Source organism: Amycolatopsis sp. NPDC033938 (assembly GCF_055575975.1).
On record NZ_JBVIRO010000008.1, the window covers coordinates 91,931 to 114,787 of the forward strand.

General features: G+C 69.6%; 21 protein-coding genes and 1 pseudogene. 7 read left to right on the forward strand and 15 right to left on the reverse strand.

From position 1 onward, the window contains the following. Nucleotides 1–309: 309 nt before the first annotated feature. Complete coding sequence (locus tag ACZ5ZX_RS21410; RefSeq protein WP_465503744.1) at nt 310–1,152, reverse strand: helix-turn-helix transcriptional regulator; 843 nt, start codon at nt 1,150–1,152, stop codon at nt 310–312. 49 nt (nt 1,153–1,201) lie between these two features. Further along, nucleotides 1,202–1,957, reverse strand: a complete 756-nt coding sequence (locus tag ACZ5ZX_RS21415) for a hypothetical protein (protein WP_465503745.1) — start codon at nt 1,955–1,957, stop codon at nt 1,202–1,204. A gap of 109 nt (nt 1,958–2,066) precedes the next feature. Here ACZ5ZX_RS21415 and ACZ5ZX_RS21420 point away from each other — a divergent pair. Continuing rightward, nucleotides 2,067–2,897: pseudogene (locus ACZ5ZX_RS21420) on the forward strand (DMT family transporter); the annotation flags it as partial. On the opposite strand, the gene ACZ5ZX_RS21425 reads toward ACZ5ZX_RS21420, so the two are convergent. Beyond that, on the reverse strand, nt 2,895–3,395 hold the full coding sequence (locus ACZ5ZX_RS21425) for an SRPBCC family protein (RefSeq protein WP_465503746.1): 501 nt from the start codon (nt 3,393–3,395) through the stop codon (nt 2,895–2,897). The pseudogene ACZ5ZX_RS21420 and the gene ACZ5ZX_RS21425 overlap by 3 nt on opposite strands. Between ACZ5ZX_RS21425 and ACZ5ZX_RS21430 the strand changes: the two genes are divergently transcribed. Further along, a complete protein-coding gene (locus tag ACZ5ZX_RS21430; protein ID WP_465503747.1) occupies nt 3,394–3,975 on the forward strand; it encodes a TetR/AcrR family transcriptional regulator in 582 nt (193 codons plus the stop codon). The genes ACZ5ZX_RS21425 and ACZ5ZX_RS21430 overlap by 2 nt on opposite strands. On the opposite strand, the gene ACZ5ZX_RS21435 is transcribed toward ACZ5ZX_RS21430, so the two are convergent. Continuing rightward, nucleotides 3,972–5,369, reverse strand: a complete 1,398-nt coding sequence (locus ACZ5ZX_RS21435) for a class II fumarate hydratase (protein WP_465503748.1) — start codon at nt 5,367–5,369, stop codon at nt 3,972–3,974. The two genes, ACZ5ZX_RS21430 and ACZ5ZX_RS21435, sit on opposite strands and share 4 nt — an antisense overlap. A gap of 114 nt (nt 5,370–5,483) precedes the next feature. Here ACZ5ZX_RS21435 and ACZ5ZX_RS21440 point away from each other — a divergent pair, with 114 nt between their 5' ends. Continuing rightward, nucleotides 5,484–6,473, forward strand: coding sequence for an NAD(P)/FAD-dependent oxidoreductase (locus tag ACZ5ZX_RS21440; RefSeq protein ID WP_465503749.1), 990 nt, complete (start codon nt 5,484–5,486; stop codon nt 6,471–6,473). Nucleotides 6,474–6,564: 91 nt separating this feature from the next. Here the strand turns inward: ACZ5ZX_RS21440 and ACZ5ZX_RS21445 are convergent, their stop codons facing one another. From ACZ5ZX_RS21445 to ACZ5ZX_RS21470, 6 genes are all read right to left on the reverse strand, one after another. Next, nucleotides 6,565–7,344, reverse strand: a complete 780-nt coding sequence (locus tag ACZ5ZX_RS21445) for a S1 family peptidase (protein ID WP_465503750.1) — start codon at nt 7,342–7,344, stop codon at nt 6,565–6,567. Nucleotides 7,345–7,353: 9 nt separating this feature from the next. Continuing rightward, nucleotides 7,354–8,424, reverse strand: a complete 1,071-nt coding sequence (glpX, locus tag ACZ5ZX_RS21450) for a class II fructose-bisphosphatase (protein ID WP_037306507.1) — start codon at nt 8,422–8,424, stop codon at nt 7,354–7,356. 86 nt (nt 8,425–8,510) lie between these two features. After that, a complete protein-coding gene (locus ACZ5ZX_RS21455; RefSeq protein WP_037306508.1) occupies nt 8,511–8,744 on the reverse strand; it encodes an exodeoxyribonuclease VII small subunit in 234 nt (77 codons plus the stop codon). After that, a complete protein-coding gene (locus ACZ5ZX_RS21460; RefSeq protein ID WP_465503751.1) occupies nt 8,741–9,142 on the reverse strand; it encodes a hypothetical protein in 402 nt (133 codons plus the stop codon). The genes ACZ5ZX_RS21455 and ACZ5ZX_RS21460 overlap by 4 nt, the downstream gene beginning before the upstream one ends. Then, complete coding sequence (gene xseA / locus ACZ5ZX_RS21465) at nt 9,143–10,405, reverse strand: exodeoxyribonuclease VII large subunit (protein ID WP_465503752.1); 1,263 nt, start codon at nt 10,403–10,405, stop codon at nt 9,143–9,145. Next, on the reverse strand, nt 10,402–11,064 hold the full coding sequence (locus tag ACZ5ZX_RS21470) for a lipid droplet-associated protein (protein ID WP_465503753.1): 663 nt from the start codon (nt 11,062–11,064) through the stop codon (nt 10,402–10,404). The genes xseA and ACZ5ZX_RS21470 overlap by 4 nt, the downstream gene beginning before the upstream one ends. Before the next feature lie 151 nt (nt 11,065–11,215). On the opposite strand from ACZ5ZX_RS21470, the gene ACZ5ZX_RS21475 reads away from it, so the two are divergent. Beyond that, nucleotides 11,216–12,229 carry a 4-hydroxy-3-methylbut-2-enyl diphosphate reductase gene (locus ACZ5ZX_RS21475; RefSeq protein WP_037306513.1) on the forward strand — a complete coding sequence of 338 codons (1,014 nt, stop codon included), beginning with the start codon at nt 11,216–11,218 and terminating at the stop codon, nt 12,227–12,229. 105 nt (nt 12,230–12,334) lie between these two features. Here ACZ5ZX_RS21475 and ACZ5ZX_RS21480 read toward each other — a convergent pair whose 3' ends face one another. Beyond that, the gene (locus ACZ5ZX_RS21480; RefSeq protein ID WP_465503754.1) at nt 12,335–13,195 is read right to left on the reverse strand and encodes a DUF6542 domain-containing protein; all 861 of its coding nucleotides are present in this window, start codon (nt 13,193–13,195) and stop codon (nt 12,335–12,337) included. A 204-nt stretch (nt 13,196–13,399) separates the two neighbouring features. Continuing rightward, nucleotides 13,400–14,314 (reverse strand): DNA recombination protein RmuC, encoded by a 915-nt coding sequence (gene rmuC, locus ACZ5ZX_RS21485; protein WP_465503755.1) that lies wholly within the window; start codon nt 14,312–14,314, stop codon nt 13,400–13,402. A gap of 178 nt (nt 14,315–14,492) precedes the next feature. Between rmuC and ACZ5ZX_RS21490 the strand changes: the two genes are divergently transcribed. Then, on the forward strand, nt 14,493–15,644 hold the full coding sequence (locus ACZ5ZX_RS21490) for an exonuclease SbcCD subunit D (protein ID WP_465503756.1): 1,152 nt from the start codon (nt 14,493–14,495) through the stop codon (nt 15,642–15,644). Further along, nucleotides 15,641–18,592: an AAA family ATPase gene (locus ACZ5ZX_RS21495; RefSeq protein WP_465503757.1), complete on the forward strand. Its 2,952-nt coding sequence runs from the start codon at nt 15,641–15,643 to the stop codon at nt 18,590–18,592. The genes ACZ5ZX_RS21490 and ACZ5ZX_RS21495 overlap by 4 nt, the downstream gene beginning before the upstream one ends. Before the next feature lie 304 nt (nt 18,593–18,896). Here the strand turns inward: ACZ5ZX_RS21495 and ACZ5ZX_RS21500 are convergent, their stop codons facing one another. Further along, nucleotides 18,897–19,397: a methylated-DNA--[protein]-cysteine S-methyltransferase gene (locus ACZ5ZX_RS21500; protein WP_465503758.1), complete on the reverse strand. Its 501-nt coding sequence runs from the start codon at nt 19,395–19,397 to the stop codon at nt 18,897–18,899. Between the two features lie 11 nt (nt 19,398–19,408). Continuing rightward, nucleotides 19,409–20,860: a DNA-3-methyladenine glycosylase 2 family protein gene (locus ACZ5ZX_RS21505; RefSeq protein WP_465503759.1), complete on the reverse strand. Its 1,452-nt coding sequence runs from the start codon at nt 20,858–20,860 to the stop codon at nt 19,409–19,411. 115 nt (nt 20,861–20,975) lie between these two features. On the opposite strand from ACZ5ZX_RS21505, the gene ychF reads away from it, so the two are divergent. Next, a complete protein-coding gene (gene ychF, locus ACZ5ZX_RS21510; RefSeq protein WP_465503760.1) occupies nt 20,976–22,058 on the forward strand; it encodes a redox-regulated ATPase YchF in 1,083 nt (360 codons plus the stop codon). A 24-nt stretch (nt 22,059–22,082) separates the two neighbouring features. Here the strand turns inward: ychF and ACZ5ZX_RS21515 are convergent, their stop codons facing one another. Next, nucleotides 22,083–22,550 (reverse strand): hypothetical protein, encoded by a 468-nt coding sequence (locus ACZ5ZX_RS21515; RefSeq protein WP_465503761.1) that lies wholly within the window; start codon nt 22,548–22,550, stop codon nt 22,083–22,085. Nucleotides 22,551–22,857 lie beyond the last annotated feature (307 nt).

Genomic DNA, 22,857 nt, shown 5'->3' on the forward strand with positions numbered 1-22,857 from the left:
CTGGTCCGCCGCGATTGTTGCGGTCGCGTGGTTTTGAGGCTCCGTCGCGGCCGGGGGGGGGGGGTGCGTGGCGTCCGATTCTCCCACCCCCCCCCCCCCCCCCCCCCCCCACCCCGGCTCAAACCGCGCAATTTGCCCAAACCAGGCGCATTTGCCCGCAAAGTGTCCCTTGGGGACAGTCAAGAGTGGTCCCTTTGTGCGCGCCCGCCCCGCCGGGTCCACCACGACACGTTCGCCTTGTCCCGCTCTGGCGGCGGAGCCGACCAGCAGTCATGCGACTTTGCCGGGCCCGGCCGGGCCCGCGGGCCCTCAGGCGTGCGCGGGATCCGCGACCCAGCTGGCGAGCAGGCTGAGCGCCCGCTCGCTGTCGGAGCCGGGCTCGGCGGTGTAGATCACCAATGCCTGGTCCGGGTCGTCGGGCAACCGCAGCGTCTCGTAGCGCAGCCGGAGTTCGCCCACGATCGGGTTGATCATCACCTTCCACGCGTGCGCCTTCTCGCGCACGGTGTGCTTCGCCCACAGCCTCCGGAACTCCTCGCTGCCGAGGGAGAGCTCGCCGACCAGCTGCGCGAGATACGGGTCGTCCGGGTACTTCCCGCTCTCGGATCGCAGGTTCGCCACGACCTCCTTGGCCACGGTCTCCCATTCCGGATGCATTTCTCTCGCGTTCTCGTCGAGGAAGAACATCTTCGGGATGTTGCGCTCGCCGGGAGCGCAGGCGGCGAAGTCGAACGACAGCGCGCCGCCGAGCGAATTCCAGGCCAGCACGTCCAGATAGCGGCCGAAGACGAACGCGGGTGACTGGATGGCGTTCAGCATCGTCTGCAGCTCCGGCCGGACGCGCTGCGCCCGCGGCCGCGCGACGCGTTTGCGTTTCGGGGCGGCCAGGTTACGGAGGTAGGTCTCCTCGTCGCGGTGCAGCCGCAGCGCCCGGCTCAGCGATTCGAGGACCGAATCGGACACGTTGCGCGCCCGGCCCTGTTCGAGCCGCGTGTAGTAGTCGACGCTGATCCCGGCCAGCTGTGCCAGCTCCTCGCGCCGCAGCCCGGCGACCCGTCGCTGGTTGAAGCCCGTCGGCAGACCAAGGTCCGCCGGGTCCAGCGCGGCTCGGCGCGCCTTGAGGAAATCGCCCAGTTCGGCCGTGTCGCTCATGCCGTCGAGTATCCCGGACGCCGCGGGCGCGTGCCTGGTTCTGCCAGACCTACCCCTGGGGCGGAACGACGAGATCCGCGCAGGACTTCTCGTCGGGCAGGAGGGGGCGGAAGACGACGAGCCAGGTCGTTTCCGCGGTCCGCCATCGCGTCCCGGCGGTGGCGGACCGCGCCAGCTTCTCGGCCTCGCGCACGGCGTCTCCTTCGATGAGGACGCACAGGCCGCCGTCGACATGCGTGGTACCGGCGAAGGGTGCGAAGGGCCACGGCCGCACATCGGAATTCTCGGGATGCTGATCGGACGCCCAGGCGACAGCGGCCAGCCGGGTCGGCCGGTAAGAGCCAGCGGTCTCAGTGGCGCCCTTTGCCACCTTGGCCAGGTCGTTCCGGAAATCGGCGAGTTCTTCAAGCCTGCCACCGGATTCGCTCTCCGGGGTGGCGGCGCGGACCTGATGTCCGCCGTACAGCGTGAAGACGAGCAGATAGCCGTCGATCACGTCGTTGCGCACGTATTCGTCGCGGTCGAGGTCGGCATCGTAAGCCGCGTCGTAGACGCTTCTCGCAGCCTCGTCGTCCAGGTGTTTCTCGCGGACGACCTGCAAGGCCCCCTCGGCTTCACCGGGAACGAGCAGTCTCCCGCCGCCATAGAGGCTGAATTCGGGGAGCAGTGCGGGTTTCGGGCTCGGCATGCCGACGTAGGTCTTGGCGCGCAAGAGCAGCGTGTCCGGATCCGACGGTGGTGGCGGCCCACCACCGCAGGCGGCCACCAGCGCGAACAACGACACGAAAACGAGCCCCAGGCGCATACCGCGGAGACGGAAACCGGGCCCGTTCCGGTTGCGTCGAGTTATGGTCCTTTCACTTGGGTACGATCTGGCCCTGTGCTTCGGACCAATTGGCCGACATCGTGGACCCATGGACAGCGAACGAAGAAGTGTGACGATCGGCGTACTGGGGGTGCTGGTCGTCGGCGCGTCCGTGCCGGTGACGGGAATGCTCGACGGTTACCCGGTGATCACCGGACAGGCGCTGCGCTACGCGCTGGCGGGAGTCATCCTGCTGGCGTGGGCGCGGCTGAGCGGGCGCCCGTTGCCGTTGCCCGGTCGGCGTGACCTGCCCGCGCTGCTCGCCCTCGCGGCGACCGGGATGATCGGGTTCCAGGCTTGTCTGCTGTTCGCGCAGCGCTACGCCGAACCCGGACTGGTCGCGGCGTTCCTCGGCGGCACACCGCTCGTGCTCGCGCTCGCCGGCCCGCTGGCCAGCGGGAAACGCCCGTCCTGGGCGCCGGTGACCGGGGCGGTGCTCGCCGGACTCGGGATCGCGGTCCTGTCCGGCGGCGGCGCGGCGCGCTGGCAGGGGCTGGTGCTCGCGGCGCTGGCGATGGTGTGCGAAGCGCTGTTCACGCTGCTCGCAGTCGGCGTGCTCGAGAGGCTCGGGCCGTTGGCGACCGCGACCTGGGGTTGTTTCGCCGCGGGGATCGGCGGCGCTGTCGTCGGCACGATCGCCGACCCGTCCGGCGCCTGGGCGTGGCCGGACGGGCGTGAACTGATCGCGCTCGGTTACCTGACGGTCGTCGTCACCGCGATCGCGTTTCTTCTTTGGTACTCGGCGGTTTCCGCGCTGGGCGCGGACCGGGCCGGGGTGCTGGTCGGGCTGATGCCGGTCTCCGGGCTCGCCGTCTCGCTCCTGCTCGGTATGCAGGATTTCCGCTTCTCCCAAGTGATCGGGGTCGCGCTGGTGTCTTCAGGCGTCGTGATCGGCCTGCGCCGCCGCGAGCTCGACGAGCCTGGCGCATTTGAAGTCGAAGTGCTTCACGAGGTCGCCGCCGATGATCGCGACCATGACCGAGCGCAGCGGCCCGGCGAAGGTGACCTTCTGGACGAACTCCGTCCCGCCGTCGACCGCGGTCAGGCTCAGTTCGAGAGCCATGGCGCCCAGCGGAATCGGCTGACGGAAGGCGATCTCGCGGTGCTGGGCCAGGGACGTGATCGTGAAGGGGTCAGCGAACCGTGAGTGCAGCCGGCCGCGGAATCCGGTCGGTACGAGGAATCCGGTCGTTCCCACCTCCGTGGGTCCGTGGAGTTCGACGCTGACGAGGTCGGGATCCCAAGCGGGCCAGCGGGTGAAGTCGGCCAGCGGCGCCCAAAGCGCGGCCGGTGAGCAGGGCAGGATTTCGCGGGAGGTTCTGGTCCAGGTCATCCCCGGACGATATATGGAACTGGCAGTCTCGTAAACTGGGTGCATGGTGCGAGGCAGGCCGAGAGAAGAAGGAATCGACGACGCGGTCCGCGACGCGGTGCGGGCACTGCTGGCCGAAACCGGTTACCAGCGCTGCACGATCGACGCGGTCGCGGCGCGGGCTGGGGTCGGCAAGGCCGCCGTGTACCGGCGGTGGCGGTCGAAGGCGGAACTCGTGTTCACCGCGGTGATCCATTCGGCGGACTTGGCCCCGCCGGAGGACACCGGTTCGCTGCGGGGTGACGTGGCGGCGGTCCTCGAGGTGATCCAGTCCTCTTTGGACGGTCCGGAGCTGCGGCGGGCGCTGCCGTCGCTGCTCGCCGACGTCCGGGCGGATCCCACGCTGGAAGCACGGTTCGGCGAGGTCTTCCTCGGGCGGGAACGCGGATATCTGGTCCTGATGCTGGATCGGGCCGTCGAGAGAGGCGAACTCCCTCGACGGCCCGATCCGGCGCTCGTGCACGCGATGCTGCTCGGCCCGGTACTGACGTGGCTGCACCTTTTCACCGAGCCGCCGCCTTCCGGCGGATTGGCGGCTTCGCTCGCCTCACCGCTCCATGCGGCTGTGGTCGCCCTCGGTGCTTAACGGCCGCCGCGCGCCATGCGGAGCACGTCGAGTGCTTCGTCGAGCTGGGCTTCGGTGAGCTTGCCGTTGGCGACGTGACCGCGTTCGATCACGACCTCGCGGATCGTCTTCAGTTCCTTGAGGGCCTGCTTCGCGATCGCGGCGGCTTCTTCGTACCCGATGTATTTGTTGAGCGGCGTCACGATCGACGGGGAACCCTCGGCGTACTCCCGCGCGCGATCGGCGTTCACCGTCACCCCCGCGAACACCTTGTCCGCCAGCAGTCGCGAAACCGCTGCGAGCAGCCGCGCCGATTCGAGCACGTTGCGCGCGATCACCGGCAGGTTCACGTTGAGCTGGAAGTTGCCGGCGGCGCCGGCGAAGGCGACCGCCGCGTCGTTCCCGATCACCTGGGCGACCACCTGCAGTGTCGCCTCCGGGATCACCGGGTTCACCTTGCCCGGCATGATCGAGGAGCCCGGCTGCAGATCAGGCAGCGCGAGTTCGGCCAGTCCGGTGCGCGGGCCGGAGCCCAGCCAGCGCAGGTCGTTCGCGATCTTGTTCAGTGACACCGCGACCGTGCGCAGATGACCGGAGGTCTCGACGACGCTGTCCTGCGTCGCCTGCGCCTCGAAGTGATCGCGCGCTTCGGTCAGCGGGAGACCGGTGACCGAAGCCAGTTCCTGCGAGACCGCTGCGCCGAACCCTTCTGGCGCGTTCAGCCCGGAACCGACCGCGGTGCCGCCGATCGGCAGTTCACCGAGCCGCGGCAGACCGGAACGCAGCCGCTCGACACCGAACCGGACCTGCGACGCCCACGCGCCGGCTTCCTGCCCGAGGGTGATCGGAACGGCGTCCATCAGGTGCGTGCGGCCGGACTTCACGATGTCCGCCCATTCGGCCGCCCGCGTCTCGATCGCGCCGGCCAGGTACTCCAGCGCCGGGATGACGTCGGACAGCACGGCTTCCGTCGCGGCCACGTGGATCGTCGTCGGGAAGGTGTCGTTCGAGGACTGCGACGCGTTGACGTGGTCGTTCGGGTGCACGTCGCGGCCGAGCGCCCGCGACGCGAGCGTCGCGATGACCTCGTTGGCGTTCATGTTCGACGAGGTCCCGGAACCGGTCTGGAACACGTCGATCGGGAAATGCGCGTCGTGCTCGCCCTCGGCGACCTCGTCGGCGGCCTTCGCGATGGCCTCGGCGACGTCGGCGTCCAGCACACCGAGTTTCGCGTTGACCCGCGCGGCCGCGGCCTTCAGCAGGCCGAGCGCGCGGATCTGCGCCCGCTCCAGGCCACGGCCGGAGATCGGGAAGTTCTCGACGGCGCGCTGCGTCTGCGCGCGGTAGAGGGCGTCGACGGGGACGCGCACCTCGCCCATGGTGTCGTGTTCGATCCGGTATTCCTGTTCAGCCATGCCTCAAGTTTCGCGCAGTGACACCTGGCGCGCTCCGTGTCTTTCGGCACGCGAGGTCTAGGATCGATTGTGTTCTCGATCACGCCGCCCACCACCGGCCGGGGAGAGTGCCGAATGAGCGAGTCCGCTGGGGAAACGTCGTACGACCTCGTCATCATCGGGGCAGGTCCGACGGGTTTGTTCGCCGCCTACTACGCGGGATTCCGCGGCCTTTCGATGGCCGTCGTGGATTCACTGCCGGAGGCGGGCGGGCAGGTCACCGCGATGTACCCCGAAAAGATGATCTACGACGTCGGCGGCTTCGCGGAGATCCGGGGCCGGGATCTGGTGCAGGGCCTGCTCGACCAGGCCGCGCCTTGGAAGCCCACGTATCTGCTCGGACGCAAGGCGGAGAAACTCGAGAGTGTCGAAGGCGGCATCACCATCACACTCGACGGCGGACAGGTCCTGCGCGCCGGGGCGGTGCTGATCACCGCCGGGATCGGCGAGTTCACCCCGCGTCCGCTGCCCGCGGGCGAAGGCTGGCTCGGCCGCGGAATGGTGCATTTCGTGCCTTCGCTCCAGGCACACGCGGGGCAGCACGTGATCGTCGTCGGCGGCGGGGACTCGGCCTTCGACTGGGTGCTCGCGCTGCATCCGGTCGCCGCGAGCGTCACCCTCGTGCACCGGCGCGCGAAGTTCCGCGCGGCCGAATCGATCGTGCGGCAGGTGCGGGAACTCGGCGTGCGGATCATCACCGACGCCGAAGTCACCCGGTTCTTCGACCGCGATGGCGCGCTGGCGGAGGTGGAGGTCCAGGTCAAAGACGCCGAACCCGAGGTGCTGCCCGCCGATTCGGTGGTCGCCGCGCTCGGTTTCACCGCGGATCTGGGGCCGATCGAAAGCTGGGGGCTGCGGATCGACCATCGCGCGATCGCCGTCGACTCGACCATGGCGACCCCGCGGGAGCGGGTCTACGCGGCGGGTGATGTCGCGGCGTATCCGGGGAAGGTCAAGCTGATCGCGACCGGCTTCGGCGAGGCGGCGACGGCGGTCAACAACATCGCGGTGCTGCTGGACCCGGACGCGCACCTGTTCCCCGGTCATTCGAGCAACGCGGAGTAGTGAGTGCCAGGAAAGGCTCTTTCCTGGCAAAAGCTGCTATGAAAGGACCTTTCCTTGCAAAATTTGCAAGGAAAGGTCCTTTCATAGCGCGTCAAGCCGGCGGAGCGGGCACCGGAGGAGTGGTCTTCTCCGCGATCCACTGCGCGTAAGCCACCACCGAAGTAGCGATCGACGGCGAAGTCGCGCAGACCGGGTCGGCGTTCCCCGGACGGCTGATCGCGCCCAGCAGAACCCATTTCTCGTCGACCTTGGCGATCTCCGGTCCACCGGAATCGCCGTAGCACGAGCCCGACTTCCCGCCGGGGTTGTCGGTGCACAACTCGACGGCACCGTCGAATTTCGCGGTGCAGCGCACGCCTTCGACGATCTTCGTGTCCAGTTGCTGCAGCTTCGCCGTGCCCTTGCCGCAGCCCGAAGTCGGGCAGGTCTGGCCCCAGCCGAGCAACCGTGTCGGCGTTTCCGGCGCCACGGCCGTCCCGATCGCGATCGGAACCGACTTCACCGGGGCGGCCAGCCGCACCAGCGCGAGATCGCCGCCCGCGTGTTCGGGCGCCGGGTTGAAGGAGGGGTTCACGATGATCTCGGCGGGTTTCGCGATTTCGCCGCCCGTGGTGTTGTCGTTGCTGCCGATCCGCGCGGTCAGATTCGCCGGGTTCTTGCCCTCGACGCAGTGTCCCGCCGTCACCAGCCAGTCCGCCGCGATCAGCGCTCCGGCGCAGAAAGCCTTACCGGAGGCCGAATGCAGGGACACGATGAACGAATACGGCTCGTCGGCCTCTCTGCCGCCGACGAGGTCGCCCGCGCCCGTGGCCTGCCCGACCGGCGTCAAGACCATCGCCGCCAGCAGGACCACGAGCACGCGCTTCAGCACGGATTCTCCTTAGGGGAGCGGGGGAACGACGTCGTCTTCCAGTGAATCGTCGAGGTGCCCGTCGAAGTTGACCGACGAGTACGAGCGGAGCTTGGTCAGCCGGTGGTAGCCGTCGATCATCCGGACCGTGCCGGACTTCGACCGCATCACGATCGACTGGGTCGTCGCGCCACCCGCGCGGTAGTGCACGCCGCGCAGCAGGTCGCCGTCGGTGACGCCGGTGGCGCAGAAGAAGACGTTGTCGCCGCGGACGAGGTCGTCGTTGCCGAGGACCCGGTCGAGGTCGTGGCCCGCGGCCAGCGCCTTCTCACGCTCGGCGTCGTCCTTCGGCCAGAGACGGCCCTGCAGTTCGCCGCCGAGGCACTTCATCGCGCAGGCCGCGATGATGCCTTCCGGGGTACCGCCGATGCCGAGCAGCATGTCGACGCCGGTGGTCGGCCGGGCCGCGGCGATCGCGCCGGCGACGTCGCCGTCGGAGATGAAGCGGATCCGGGCGCCCGCGTCGCGGACCTCCTTGATCAGCCGCTCGTGGCGCGGCCGGTCGAGGATGCACACGGTGACGTCGGAAACGCTGGAGTTCTTGGCCTTCGCGACCCGGCGGATGTTCTCCGCGACCGGTGCGGCCAGGTCGACCTTGCCCGCGGCGTCCGGGCCGACGGCGAGCTTCTCCATGTAGAAGACCGCGGACGGGTCGAACATCGCGCCGCGTTCGGCGACCGCGAGCACGGCCAGCGCGTTCGGCATGCCCTTGGCCATCAGGGTCGTCCCGTCGACCGGGTCGACCGCGACGTCGCAGTCCGGCCCGTCGCCGTTGCCGACCTCTTCCCCGTTGAACAGCATCGGGGCTTCGTCCTTCTCGCCCTCGCCGATGACGACCACACCGCGCATCGAAACGGTCGAGACGAGCTGGCGCATCGCGTCCACGGCGGCGCCGTCCCCGCCGATCTTGTCCCCGCGCCCCACCCAGCGGCCCGCGGCCATCGCGGCGGCTTCGGTCACGCGGACCAGCTCCATCGCGAGGTTGCGGTCAGGCGCTTCAGGGCGTCGAGAAGAGCCGGCGGACGAGGTGGGGGTGGGCATGAGGCCTCCCGGGTCAGGGAACTCGGCGGGGTCCCAGTCTCTCAGATACCCGCCGTGCATCGGCGACTCGGAGAGCATGGTGAACGTCACTGACCGTCGCCGGTCTCCTCCTCCACGGACGACAGCGCGGCCTCGATCCGCTCGCGCGCGCCTTCGAGGTGGTGTTCGCAGACCTTCGCCAGCTGCTCGCCCTTCTCCCACAGGGCGAGCGACTGCTCCAGGGACAGCCCGCCCGCTTCGAGCTCGCGGACGACCTCGACCAGCCTGTCGCGGGCCTGCTCGTAGCCGAGTTCGGCGGTCTCGCCACCGGGTTTGCTCACGCTGTGCTTCCTTCTACCGGACGTCGGTGCTTGCCGATACCCGCGCACACTACCGCGCCGGCCATGGCGTTGTCGTAACCCACGAAGGCGAGAGCGAACTCCTGTCCGTCACCCTCCGCGATCGCCGCGACAAGGTTCTCCTGGGCCCGCGCCACCCGTTTGCGGTGCCCCGCCCCGTCCGCGAACCACCATTGGGTACCGACGTGCTCGGCCGTGGCTTCCGACAGCCTGCGCAACTGGGCGTCGAGATCCCGCTTGGTCGAGAGCTCGCAGCCTGCCAGCAAGACCGTCCAGCATTCGGCGGCCGCACGGTCGGTCAGGAGCGCGTGGCGCAGCACCTCGGGAGCGTCGGCACGCTTCGCGGCGTCGAGGGTCAAAGGCAGAAAGGTCGCCGTCACCTAGTTTTCCTCCGCCTCGCCCGACACGACGGCGCCGAGTGCGCCGTCGACCACGCGGACGCGCAGTTTCGCGCCGTCCGCGACTTCGGAGACGGACCGGAGTACCTGGAGGTTGCCTTCGGCGTCGGTGTACTGGACCACCGCGTAGCCGCGTTCGAGGGTCGCCGCCGGGCCGAGCGCGGTCAGCCGCGCGCGGGCACTGGCGATCTCCGCCTGGTCCTTGGCGAGCAGGGTGAGCATCGCGCGGCGTCCGCGTTCGCGGTGGATCTCGACGTCGTCGGCACGCCGCTGGATCGGGCCGAGCGGGTCGGCGAGCACGGGACGGCTGCGCAGCTGGGTCAGCAGCCTGACCTGGGTGTCCACCCAGCCGTGCAGGGCGCGGCGGCCGCGGTCGCGCATCTGGTGGACCCGCTGGGTCTCCTCGCGGACGTCGGGCACGATCCGCTTGCTGGCGTCGGTCGGCGTCGAGCAGCGGAGGTCGGCGACGTGGTCGAGCAGCGGGGTGTCCGGTTCGTGCCCGATGGCGCTGACCACCGGGGTCCCGGCCGCGGAGACCGCGCGGCACAACGCCTCGTCGGAGAACGGCAAGAGGTCTTCCACGCTGCCGCCGCCGCGCGCGATCACGATGACGTCGATGTCCGGGTCACGGTCCAGTTTGGACAAGGCCTGGAGGATCTGCGGAACGGCGAGCGATCCCTGCACGGCGGTGTTGATCACCTTGAACGCGACATGCGGCCAGCGGGCCTGCGCGTTCACCAGCACGTCGCGCTCGGCCGCAGAGGCACGGCCGGTGATCAAGCCGATTCCCTTGGGCAGGAACGGGATCTTGCGTTTGCGTTCCGGCGCAAACAGGCCTTCGGCGGCCAGCAACCGCCGCAGCCGCTCGATCCGCGCGAGCAGTTCGCCGATGCCGACCGCGCGGATCTCGTTGGCGCGCAGGCTCAGCGAACCGCGGTTCATGAAGAACGTCGGCTTCGCGTGCACCACGACGCTCGCGCCCTCGCGCAGCGGCGGTTCGATCGTGCGCAGCAGACCCATCGGGCAGGTCACCGACATCGAGACGTCCGCGGACGGGTCACGCAGCGTCAGGAAGGCGGTGTTGGTGCCTTGGCGGGCCGAGATCTGCGTGACCTGGCCTTCCACCCAGACCGCGCCGAGCCGGTTGATCCACTCGCCGACCTTGCGGGCGACCGTGCGGACCGGCCACGGGTTTTCCGCGGTGGTGGACGGGCCCGCCGCCGCGGTGGCGGGTTCGGCGCTCACTGGCCTTCCGCGCTGTCGCCGTCGCTCTCGGCCTTTTTCACGTTTCCGATGCGGCGCGCGAGCATGCCGACGAACGAGGGCCTGTCGGCGTTCGCGCGTTCGTAGGTCAGCAGCTCCTCCAGTTGCGCCAGGTCGAACCGGCGCAGCCGGGCCCGCAGCTGCGGCAGGGTGAGCGTGTCGTAGTCGGTCAGCCCGGCAGGACCGGAGGTCACGGGCGCCTTCGCGCTGTCGAACTCGCCGTCGGCGTGATCCTCGGCGAGCGCGCGCTCCTCCTCGGCCCACGGGTCTTCGGTGAGCTGTTCGAGGTCGCGGAGGTGCCCGTTCGTCTCGGCACGTGGCTCGGGGACCTCGGCCTCCTCACGCAGCGGGATCACGCACGAGTCGCGTTCGTAGCGACGCTCGTTCACCTCGGGCGGGAGGTCTTCGTCGAAGGTGGCCCAGCTGGGGGTGTCTTCGACCGGGCGAAGGCCCGACAGCGCGTCGTCACCCTTGATCGCGAGCTCGGTGACGTGCTGCTGCACGCGCATGGAGAACTGGAGCACCTGGCTGACCACCGTGACGGGGAGCCCGGTGAGCTGCTTGGGAAGTTCGCGAACCCGCTCGGCGGTGGTGACGGCGAGGCCCGCGGCGACCCGGAGGGGGAGCGGGAGAGGCTTCATACGTCTAGCCTGCCGTATCTGGTCCATCCTGCCCAACCGAACGAGTGGGTCGGCTCACCGGACGTGACGCCACGCACATACTTTCGAGGGGTTCGCAGGTCACCTGAACGTGAGTGCGAGGTGCCCCGGGGACAGCCCGTACCCTGGGGGCATGAGTTCTGCGAGTCCCGGAATCACGCCCGCCGGCAGTCCGACGATCACCGAGTCCGGTGTGCCGGCAGGTGGCAAACGTGTCCTGCTCGCGAAGCCTCGCGGCTACTGCGCCGGTGTCGACCGCGCGGTCATCGCCGTCGAAAAGGCGCTCGAGCTCTACGGGGCGCCGGTGTACGTGCGCAAGGAGATCGTGCACAACCGGCACGTCGTGGAGACCCTGCGCGAACGCGGGGTGATCTTCGTCGACGAGACCTCCGAGGTGCCGGAAGGCGCGTTGGTGGTGTTCTCCGCGCACGGCGTTTCGCCCGCGGTCCACGCCGAGGCGGCCGAGCGCAACCTGCGGACCATCGACGCGACCTGCCCCCTCGTGACGAAGGTGCACAAGGAGGTCAACCGGTTCGCGAAGGACGACTACGACATCCTGCTGATCGGTCACGAAGGCCACGAAGAGGTCGAGGGCACCGCCGGCGAAGCTCCCGACAAGGTGCAGCTGGTCGACACCGCCGAGGACGTCGACAAGGTCGAGGTCCGCGATCCCTCGAAGGTCATCTGGCTTTCACAGACCACCCTTTCGGTTGACGAGACCATGGAGCGCGTCGACCAGTTGCGGGACCGGTTCCCCGGCTTGGCCGACCCGCCCAGCGACGACATCTGCTACGCCACCACGAACCGCCAGGTCGCGGTCAAGGCGATGGCCGCCGAGTGCGACCTGGTGCTGGTGGTCGGCTCGACGAACTCGTCCAACTCGAAGCGGCTGGTCGAGGTCGCGCTGAAGGCGGGGGCGCGCGCGTCGCACCTGGTCGACTTCGCGCACGAAGTCGACGAAGCGTGGCTCGAAGGTGTCGAGACGGTCGGCGTCACGAGCGGTGCTTCGGTGCCGGAGGTGCTGGTCATGGACCTGCTGGCGTGGCTGGCCGAGCGCGGCTGGGACAACGTCGACGAGGTCACCACGGCGAACGAGAAGATCGCGTTCGCGCTGCCGCACGAGCTGCGTAAGGCCGCGAAGGCCTGAGCCTCACCGGATACGGAAAAGGGCCGTTCGAGGAGTTCCTCGAACGGCCCTTTCTTCGGATTGAGCGCTGGTCAGAGGCTCAGGCGAGAGCAAAGGTCCCTTGCTTCACCGCTCGTCGTCCCACGGCCGGCGAGGCGGTTGACCACCGCGGCGCGGATCGTCCGCACGCGGCGGACGGCGGCGCGGGGCACCGGGAGCGCCGTCGGCACGCGGGTCGCGGCGACGGGGTTCGCCGCCCTCGGGAGGCCGCGGCCGCCGGGGCTGACGTCCCGGTGGCGGCGGTTTACGGACGCCGGGCTCGGCGTCGCGGCGAGGACGCCGTTCGTCGTCGGCAGGACGGCGGCGCGGCGGCGCGGCGTCCCGCGGCGCACCACGGCGCGACGGCGGGGGCGGCGTCTGGCCGGTACGGGAGGCCGGACGGCCACGGCCCGCGGCGGGCTTGGCCGGGGGTTTGCCCTCGTCACGACGTTCCGGCTTCGCGTTCGACTTCAGCTTCACGGGGGCGTCGGGATCGCGTTCGCGATAGATCCGGAAGACGCCGATCGCCAAGGTGACGCCGGTGGTGATGGCCATCGTCGGGAAGCCGTTGATCAGCGGGCCGCCGACGTCGACGGCTCTGGACAGCAGGTCGGTGCCCTTGCTGCCGTCCGAGGTCAGGAGGATGACCCCCGGGACGGTCACGGCGAGGACCAGGGGCGGCTGCACCATCGGGCCGAACAGCCCGCGGCGCTGGACGGCCACCACGGCGGCCACCGCGCCGAGCGCGTAGCACGCCTTGAACAGCAGACCCAGGTCCTTCTGCATCATCATGTCGACGAAGGCGCCAAGAATGGCGAGCCCGAAGCCCACCAGGACGGCCGCCCACCAGGGCAGCCCACGCCTGGCGCCGACGAGCGGACGCTCGTCCCAGGCAACGGGAACGTCGTCGGCATCAGGATCGCTCTGGCGATCGCGAATCGCGGTCACAGGCCCCACCGTATATCCAAGCTGCGGACATACCGCCAACAGGCGGTATGTCTATCGCCTGGTAGTGGTCATTCCGGACCACCCGGACGGACTGCCCGGGCTCTTCCAGGAGGTAGTACGCATGAGGGTGCGACAAGGTTGTCACGGGGACGAAACGGAGCCTCCGATTCCGGAAAACCGCAGGTGGTTGAAGGCATCACCACCTCACGAGGCGGGGAGTTCGTCCGCTTTCCTGATCAGCGGCACCTGCGCCGGGCTGCCCGCCGCGTCCGTCAGCGGGGAGACCGTGCTCCGGAAACTCTCGAGCGCCTCCAGTTCGCGCCGCCGTGCCGAGATGAAGCGCTGCAGATGGGTGCTCGACAGGTTCAGCGCGTCGATCGCGTTGCCCGCGGCCCGGTGCGCGGCCGCGGCACCGGCGCGCACCTGCTCGACGTCCTCGACCAGCGCGCGCTCGGTCGCGGCGAACAGCGCGGCGGACGCCAGTACGGCGAACCCGGTCGGCCCGCATAGGAAGACTCGCCTGTCCAGCATCCAGCGCAGCAGCTCCGGATCGGTGTCCAGCGCGGCCACCACGGCGGCGTCGGACGGGACGAACATGATCGTCCCGTAGATCGCGTCCGCCCAGCGCTGGTAGCCCTTGCCCGCCAGTTCGGCCGCCCGCGATCGCAGTTGCCGGACATGGACGCGCAACGCGTCCAGCCGTTCTTCGGGATCGTCGGTCTCGACCGCTTCGGCCCAGCAGGCCATGCTCGCCTTCGCGTCGACCGGCACCGTCCGGCCGCCGCCCACCCGCAGCACCATGTCCGGTTTCGCCGCGCCGCCGCCTGCCAGGTCCGTTTGCAGGGTGAAGTGCAGTTCCTCGCGGAGCCCGAGCGCGCGGGCGGTCTCCAGCAGCACCTGTTCGCCCAGTTCACCGCGGCCGCTGATCGAGGCGAACGCCACTTCGTACCGGCGCAGCGCGAGCTGCTGCTGATCCAGCTTCGACCGTTCGGCGGCGACCAGTTTCGCCGCCGCGTCCGCCCGCCGCATGCCGTCGTTGTACAGCCGCCACAGCAGCGCGACGGCCACGAGCAGCAGCAACGCGAGCACGACGGCCGCGGTGGTGATCACCGTCGCCACCGGTACCTCCCCTCCGACACGAGTCGGGGGACATCATGGCGGAACCCACCGACAAAAACGGAGCGGCGCGGTCGCGCTCCGTATCTGACCTGCGCCGTCCCCGGCGTGTCGGAAACCTCGGCCGCGTCAAGGGCGCGCCTCCGCTCTCCGGCCGGTGCGCGGCCCTACCTTGGGCTGCGTGAAGCTCCTGCACACGTCCGACTGGCATATCGGCCGCACCTTCCACGGCGCCGATCTGCTCGCCGAACAGGAAGCCGTGCTCGGCCACCTCGCCGATCTCGTGATCGCCGAGTCGGTCGACGTCGTGCTCGTGTCCGGGGACATCTACGACCGCGCGGTGCCCTCGGCGGAGGCCGTCCGCGTGGCCACCACCGCGCTGGGCAGGCTCCGTCAGGCCGGCGCCAAGTTGGTGATGACACCGGGCAACCACGATTCCGCGCCGCGGTTGGGCGCCTTCGCCGAATTCGCGGCGGCGGGCGGGCTGTACCTGCGCGCCACGATCGACGGCCTCGCCGAGCCGGTGCTGCTGCCCGACGTACACGGCGAAGTCGCCCTCTACGGCATTCCGTACCTCGAACCGGAGCCCGCGCGCCACGCGCTCGGCGTCCCGGAGGCCCGTGGCCACACCGGCGTCCTCACCGAGGCGATGCGGCGGATCCGGGCGGATCTCGCCGCGCGGCCGTCCGGCACGCGCTCCGTGGTGCTCGCGCACGCCTTCGTCACCGGCGGCGAGCCGACCGAATCCGAGCGGACCATCGCGGTCGGCGGTGTCGAGCAGGTGCCGGGTTCGGTGTTCGACGGCGTCGATTACGTCGCACTCGGCCATCTGCACGGGCCGCAGACCCTCGCCGAGCACCTGCGCTATTCGGGCAGTCCGCTGGCGTACTCGTTTTCCGAGACACGCCAACGGAAATCGGTATGGCTCGTCGACCTCGACGCGGAAGGCCTCGCCGAGGTCCGGCGCCATGAACTGCCGGTTCCACGACAGCTCGCGATGCTCCGGGGGGAGCTGGCGGACCTGCTGTCGGATCCCGGACACGACGGCCTCACCGAGCATTTCCTCTCCTTCACCGTCACCGACCGGGTCCGCCCGATCGACGCCATGCGCAAACTGCGTGAGAGGTTCCCGTACGCCGTGCACATGGACTGGCAGCCGGAAGGCGGGCACGACGGCGCGGTGCTGAAGTACGCCGAAGCCGTCCGAGGGCGCTCCGACGTCGAGATCACCCGTAGCTTCCTCGAAGACTGCCGTGGTTCGGCGCCGTCGGAGAGCGAGGAGCGCCTCGTGCTGGCCGCTCTCGGCGCCGCGGGCAGGGAGCGCGAAGTATGAGGTTGCACCGGTTGGAGGTCGCCGCTTTCGGCCCGTACGCGGGCCGTGAGGTGGTGGACTTCGACGCGCTCGGCGCCGACGGCCTGTTCCTGCTGCACGGCGACACCGGCGCGGGGAAGACGACACTGCTCGACGCCATCGCGTTCGCGTTGTTCGGCACGGTCCCCGGCGCTCGCGGCGAGGTCAAGCGGCTGCGCTGCGATCTCGCCGAGCCCGACCAGGTCACCGAGGTCGTCCTCGAACTGACCGTGCAGGGCCAGCGGATGCGGATCGCGCGCAACCCCGAGTACCAGCGGCCGAAGCGGCGCGGCGAGGGGATGACCGTCCAGCAGGCGAAGGCGGTGCTGAACTGGGTCGGGACAGTGCCCGCCGGGCACGTCGCCGAGGGCATCACCCGGATCGACGAGGTCGCGCGCACGGTCGAGCGGCTGATCGGCATGACGCACGAGCAGTTCTTCCAGGTGGTGTTGCTCCCGCAGGGCGAATTCGCGCGGTTCCTGCGCGCGAACACGGCCGAGCGGGAGGAGTTGCTGGAGCGGCTTTTCGGCACCGAGCGGTTTTCAGACGTCGAAGACTGGTTCGCGAACCTGCGCGCCGAGCGCGGCCGGGATCTGCAGGCGCGGCAGCAGTCGCTGCGGGAGTGGGTCGCGCGGTTCGCGCAGGTCGCCCAGCAGGAAGCGCCCGAGGAGGGGCAGGCCGAGTGGATCGACGCCGTCCTCGCCGAGTCGGCACAGCGCGTCGCCGAGGCGAGGGAACGGGAAGCCAAGGCGAGGACGGCGGCCAAGACCGCCGAAGCGATCTGGCAGGAGAACCGGTCCACCGCCGAACGCATCCGCCGGGTGCGGACCGCGTACACGCGTCTCGCGGCGATCACCGAGCAGGCGGGGCAGCGCGCGGAGTGGGCGGAAGAGGTCGAGGCGGCCCATCGTGCGGCCGGAGTGGTCGCGGAGGCCGATCTCCTCGAACGCAGGCTGGAGCAGCTCGCGGAGGCCGAGGCCACGGAAGCCCTCCGGGCCCGTGAAGTGCCTGACGCCGCGGACAGCTCCGCCGTCGAACTTCGCGCACGTGCCGGCGGTTCGCGCGAGGAGGCCGGGGCGCTCGCCGAACTCGTGGCGGAAAGCGAGCAGCAGCGACGGGATCTGGTTCGCCGGGAGCAGCTGAACGCGACCGCGGAGAAGGCGAAGAAACAGGCCGAGGAATTCGCCGCCGAACTCGATTCCGCGCCCGAGAAGGTCGCGGCATTGCGCGCGGAGGTGACCGCGGCCGCCGAAGCCGAAGCGAAACTCGACGGCGCGCGCACCCGTGTCGATGAGCTGACCGCGCTGGTCCGCGACGCCGACGAGCTGCCCAAGGCCCGCCAGGTCGTCGAGCGGGCGCGTGCGACGGTCAGCGAGGCCGTGGACGTCCATCAGCGGGCCCGTCAGCACCGCTTGGATCTCCGCGAGCGTCGTCTCGACGGGATGGCGGCCGAACTCGCCGCCGGGCTGCACGCCGGCGAGAACTGCCCGGTCTGCGGCGCGACCGAGCATCCGACGCCTGCCAAGCACACCGGCGGACTGGTCGATCCCGAAGACGAACGTCGTGCCGAACTCGCGGAGCAGCAGGCCGACGGTCGGCGCGAGAAGGCGAAAGCCGCGTTGCTGGAAGCCGAAAACCGGCTGACGGTCCTGCTCGAACGGCTGGGTGAGCACACCGCGGAAACGTTGCGGACCGGCCTCGGCGAGGCACGGGAACTGGTCGCGTCGCTGACCGGAAAGGCGCGTCGCAAGCCGGAACTGGAGACACGGCTCCTCGAATTGGAAAAGAAGATCGAGCGGCTGACCGACCAGCGCGGGGTGGCCGAGCGGCGGGTGGTCGAGGTCTCGACCGAGGTCCGCGGTCTCACGGAACGCCTGGCCGAACGGGAACGGCGGCTGGACAACGCACGCGGTGAATTCGCCGACGTCGCCACGCGACGGCAGCATCTGCTCGGCTTCGCGAGCCGCCTCGACGCGCTTGCCGAAGCGAGAATCGCCGTCGCCGGTGCCCGCGAGCGCCACGACGAGCAAGCGAAATTGGTCGAGGAAGCGTTGCGCGCCAAGGGGTTCGCGGATCTCGACGAAATGCGTGCCGCGGCGCGGCCGGAAGAGCAGATCACGAAACTGGAGACCAGCCTCGCCGACGCCAAGGCGATGGAGCAGGCTGAACGGCAGGCCCTCGCCGAACCCGAACTCTTCGGGATCTCGCCGGAGGACGAGATCGACGTCGCAGCCTCCGAGGAAGCGGCGCGGGAGACCCGGGGCGAGGCCGAACAGGCCTTCGTCGCGCTGCGGACGGCCACGGCCCGGCACACGGACCTGACCAAGCTGTCCGAGCGGATGGCTTCGGTGATGGCGGAGCTGGCGCCGGTCGAGGAGCGATACCTCGAACTCAAGGCGTTGGCCGAGGTGGTGAACGGACGCGGGCAGAACGCGCGGAAGATGTCGCTGCGCTCGTACGTCCTCGCCGCCCGGCTGGAGGAGGTCGCGGTCGCCGCGACCCACCGTCTGCGGACGATGAGCCAGGGCCGCTACTCCTTCGTGCACTCGGACGCGGCCGGTGCCCGCGGCACCCGCGGCGGGCTCGGTCTCGACGTGCTCGATGACTACTCCGGCACCGTCCGGCCCGCGAAGACGTTGTCTGGTGGCGAGTCCTTCCTCGCGTCCCTTTCGCTGGCACTGGGGCTCGCCGACGTCGTCGCCGCCGAAACCGGCGGCGCGCTGCTGGACACTCTGTTCATCGACGAGGGCTTCGGCACCTTGGACGCTGAAACGCTCGACATCGTCATGAACATCCTCGACGAGCTTCGCGCCGGGGGGCGCGTGGTCGGGCTGGTCTCGCACGTCGAGGAACTGCGGCAGCGGATTCCGACCCGTCTGCGGGTGCGGAAGGCGCGTACGGGCTCTTCGGTGGAGATCCACGCCGCCTGAGCGCTGCCTTCACGCGCTCCGCCGCGAGCCAGGCCGCAGGTCACGTGTAGGTACCTAAGAGAGGGTTCGCTCTAACGACACTTACCACTCACGACCAGCTTTCGGGCCCGGTGACGTGGGGCGGTGGCTCTGACCGGCGGCGTGTGTCACGGGTCCTGAGTGGCCGGACGAGGCCTGACCTCGCAGGTAGTCGACTCCTTGCGACGGTCTGCACCGCGAAACCAAGATAAGAAGGCGCTATGAAAGGTCCTTTCCTTGCAAATTTTGCAAGGAAAGGACCTTTCATTGCACGCGGAGGTGCGGCTCAGGCGGCTTCGTGGGTCAGCAACCACTGCTTCGCCGGCACACCCCACCGGAAGTTACCCACCGCACCGCCGGTCCGCACCACCCGATGGCAGGGCACGAACAGCGCCGCCGCGTTCTTCGCGCACGCCGACGCGGCCGCCCGCACCGCCGACGGATTCCCCGCCAGCGCCGCGTATTCCGCGTAGCTCACCGGCTCCCCGGCGGGCACCTTCCTCAGGATTTCCCAGGCGTGCTCACGGAAAGCGCCGGATCGCTGCCGCACCTCGATGTCGGCGACAGCGTCGAGGTCGCCGCCGTGGTATCGGCGGATCGCCGTGCTCACCGGCCCCAGGTCTCGTCGCTGCTTCACCTCGGCGGGAGCCAGTGACGGCGAGATCAACGGTGTCAGTTCGCCGACGTCACCCGTCCAGCCCGAGGCGAGCACGGCGCCGTCTCCCGCCACCACGGCGGTGAACGGGCCGATCTTCGTGTCCATTGTGGACCAATACGCGATGCTCATCATCTTCCCTTTCAAGCGCGCCACAGGTACATGCCGGCGTACGAGGACCATGGCTGCCAAGCCCGCCCGCGTTCGGCCAGCGTCGTTTCGTCGTCGGCGATGCCCAGCGCGGCCGCTCCTCGGCGCAGCGCGGGGTCACCGGTCAGGAGGACGTCCGGCGCGCCCAGTACGCGCATCAGGACGTAGTCCGCGGTCCGAGGCCCGATTCCGGGCAGGTCGAGCAGCTCCGCTCGTAACTCCATCGGGTCACGGCCGACGTGGACCGAAATGTCGTTCGCCAGCGCGCGGGCCACCGCGGCCACTCGCTCAGGGCCGTGTTCGGCGACTTGCGCGGCTGTCGGGAACACCGTGGTCACCCCCTCCAGTGACTCGTCGCAGCTGGGCACGCGCTCGCCGAGGGCGTCGGCGAGTGACGCCGCGTCGGCCGGGGACAGCATCGCGCGCAGCACGAGTTCGTCCCCGTCGACCGCGCCGGGCACCCGGATTCCCGGGATCGCCTCGACCAGCGGCGCGAGCGCCGGGTCGGCACCGAGGACCCGCGTGACCGCCTCGGGGTCGGCGTCGAGATCGAACAGCCGCCGCATCCTGGCCACCGCGCTACTCAGATCACGCAGGTCGGTGAGCCGCAGGTCACAGAGGACGTGATCGTCCTTCGCCGTCAGCCGCGTCACGCCGGTGCCGTGGGCGAGTCGCAGCGTGCGGGCATAGCCGGTCACCCCGGCATCGTCGCGCGTCACGTGCTCGACGCCGTGGACGGCCCGGTCGGCCAGGAAGTTCAGGACGCCATCCGCGTCGAACGGTTTACGGAACGGCAGCCGCAGGCTCAGCCGGGTCCCGGTCGGCGTTTCGTCGGTCTTACGGCGTCCGCGCCGCAGGCTCGCGGCCCGAAGCTGCGAAGGCGTCGTCGCGAACACCTCGCGGATCGTCTCGTTGAACTGGCGGACACTGGAGAAGCCCGCCGCGAACGCGACGTCGGTCAGCGGAAGCCCAGACATCTCGATCAGCAGCCGTGCCGAATGCGCCCGGTGCGCCCTGGCCAGCGCGAGCGGTCCGGCACCGAGCTCCGCGGTGAGGACGCGCCCGAGCTGGCGTTCGGAATAGCCGAGCCGCCGAGCGAGCCCCGGGACGCCGTCGCGTTCGACGGTCCCGTCCGAGATGAGCCGCATCGCCCGCGCCGCGAGGTCGGCCCGGATGTCCCAATCGGGTGAGCCGGGGACGGCGTCGGGGAGGCAACGACGGCAGGCGCGGAAGCCGTTGGCCTGCGCGGCGGCCGACGTCGGGTAGAAGCGGACGTTCTGCGGTTTCGGCGTCGACGCGGGGCACGACGGGCGGCAGTAGATCCCGGTGGTGCGCACGGCCATGATGAACTGTCCGTCGAAGCGGGAATCACGGGCGGCGACGGCGCGGTAACACCGTTCGGTGTCGCGCCACACGGCCCGCTCGGCCAGCGTCTGCTCGGTCATGACGTCGATCGTGCCACCAGGTCGAGGGTGCGGCTGGCGGAAATCCGACACGGCGGTCCAGGCCTCGGTGACCGGCACCGGGAGCGGCGGCGGGCGGCACGTAGACTTCTGGCCCGTGAGTCTCACCCTCGGTATCGTCGGCCTGCCCAACGTCGGCAAGTCCACCCTGTTCAACGCGCTGACCCGCAACGACGTGCTCGCCGCGAACTACCCGTTCGCGACGATCGAGCCCAACGTCGGCGTCGTGCCGCTGCCGGACCCGCGGCTGGACGAGCTCGCCAAGGTCTTCGGCTCCGAGCGGACCGTCCCGGCCGTCGTGTCCTTTGTGGACATCGCGGGCATCGTGAAGGGCGCGTCCGAGGGAGCGGGGCTCGGCAACAAGTTCCTCGCGAACATCCGCGAGGCCAACGCGATCTGCCAGGTCGTCCGCGTCTTCGACGATCCGGACGTGATCCACGTCGACGACCGGATCGACCCGGCGAGCGACATCGAGACGATCAACACCGAGCTGATCCTCGCCGACCTGCAGACGCTCGACAAGGCGCTGCACCGGCTCGAGAAGGAGGCGCGGACCAAGAAGGAAGCCAAACCCGCCCTCGACAACGCGGTCAAGGCCAAGGAGATCCTCGACTCGGGCCGGACCCTGTTCCAGGCGCAGAAAGAGGTCGACTTCGAGGCGCTGCGCGAGCTCAGCCTGCTCACCACGAAGCCGTTCCTCTACGTCTTCAACGCCGACGAAGGCATCCTCACCGACGAGTCCCGTCGCGAAGAGCTGGCCAAGATGGTCGCCCCCGCCGACGCGGTGTTCCTCGACGCCAAGGTCGAGTCCGAGCTGCTCGAACTCGACGACGAGGAGTCCGTGCGCGAACTGCTGGAGTCCGTCGGCCAGCATGAGCCGGGCCTCTACTCGCTCGCGCGCGCCGGTTTCCACACCCTCGGCCTGCAGACCTACCTGACCGCCGGGCCGAAGGAATCGCGCGCCTGGACGATCCCGAAGGGCGCGACGGCACCGCAGGCCGCCGGTGTCATCCACACCGACTTCGAGCGCGGCTTCATCAAGGCCGAGGTCGTCTCGTACGCCGATCTGATCGAGCACGGCTCCATGGCCGCCGCCCGGTCCGCGGGCAAGGTGCGCATGGAAGGCAAGGACTACGTCATGGCCGACGGCGACGTGGTGGAGTTCCGCTTCAACGTCTGATACCGCGCGATACCGGACCCAGAGCTAGAGAACGGCCCGCAGGAACGCCACGAAGCCGGCGATCCCGAAGAGCGCCAACCCGCCAGTCCAGATCCGGTATGACGGCAGCCGGATCATCCGGCGACGGCTCCGGCCTGCGTTCCGTGCCCTGACTTCGCCCGTCGCGAAGATCTCCTGCCAGCCGTGCTCCTGTTCGATGCGGTGCAGCAACAGCGAGTCGGTTACCTCGTTCTGTCGCTGGCGGAGCAGCAACTGGATCGACATCGCCGACACAGCCACGGAGAGCAGACCGGCTACAGCGGCCGCGAAGGATGTCGACTGCGATCCGTAGGCGAGCGACAAGAGAAAGGACTGCGCCGTCAGGGACAGAGCCGGTACCTGCCACATCAGCGTGTCGAAGGACTGACGCCGCGTGGCGAGGATCTGGTACTGGGTGATGGTCGTCGGTGAGGCTGCGGGCGGCGGGTCCTGTCTGTCGTGCGAAGGCGTCACCGAATCAGAATGACAGCTCAGGCGAATCTCGTGAGTGGTGATGACGGTTCTGGCCAAGGGTGTTTGAGGTACCTACGGTGGGTGGGTCCGTAGCGGCTGGGCCGTGAAGGACTCCTTGAGGGACTCAGAGTCCCTCAAAGGCCCCCTCACCCGCCCCGGAAGGTCATCACGAGCCTCAGCAGCACCACCAGTCGCACCGGCTGCGCGTGAAGGACCCCTTCCCTCGGCTCAGCCGAGGAAACTCGACCTTCACACCTTGCCCAGTACATGATGGCCCCCTTCCTTGCGCTAGGCGCAAGGAAGGGGG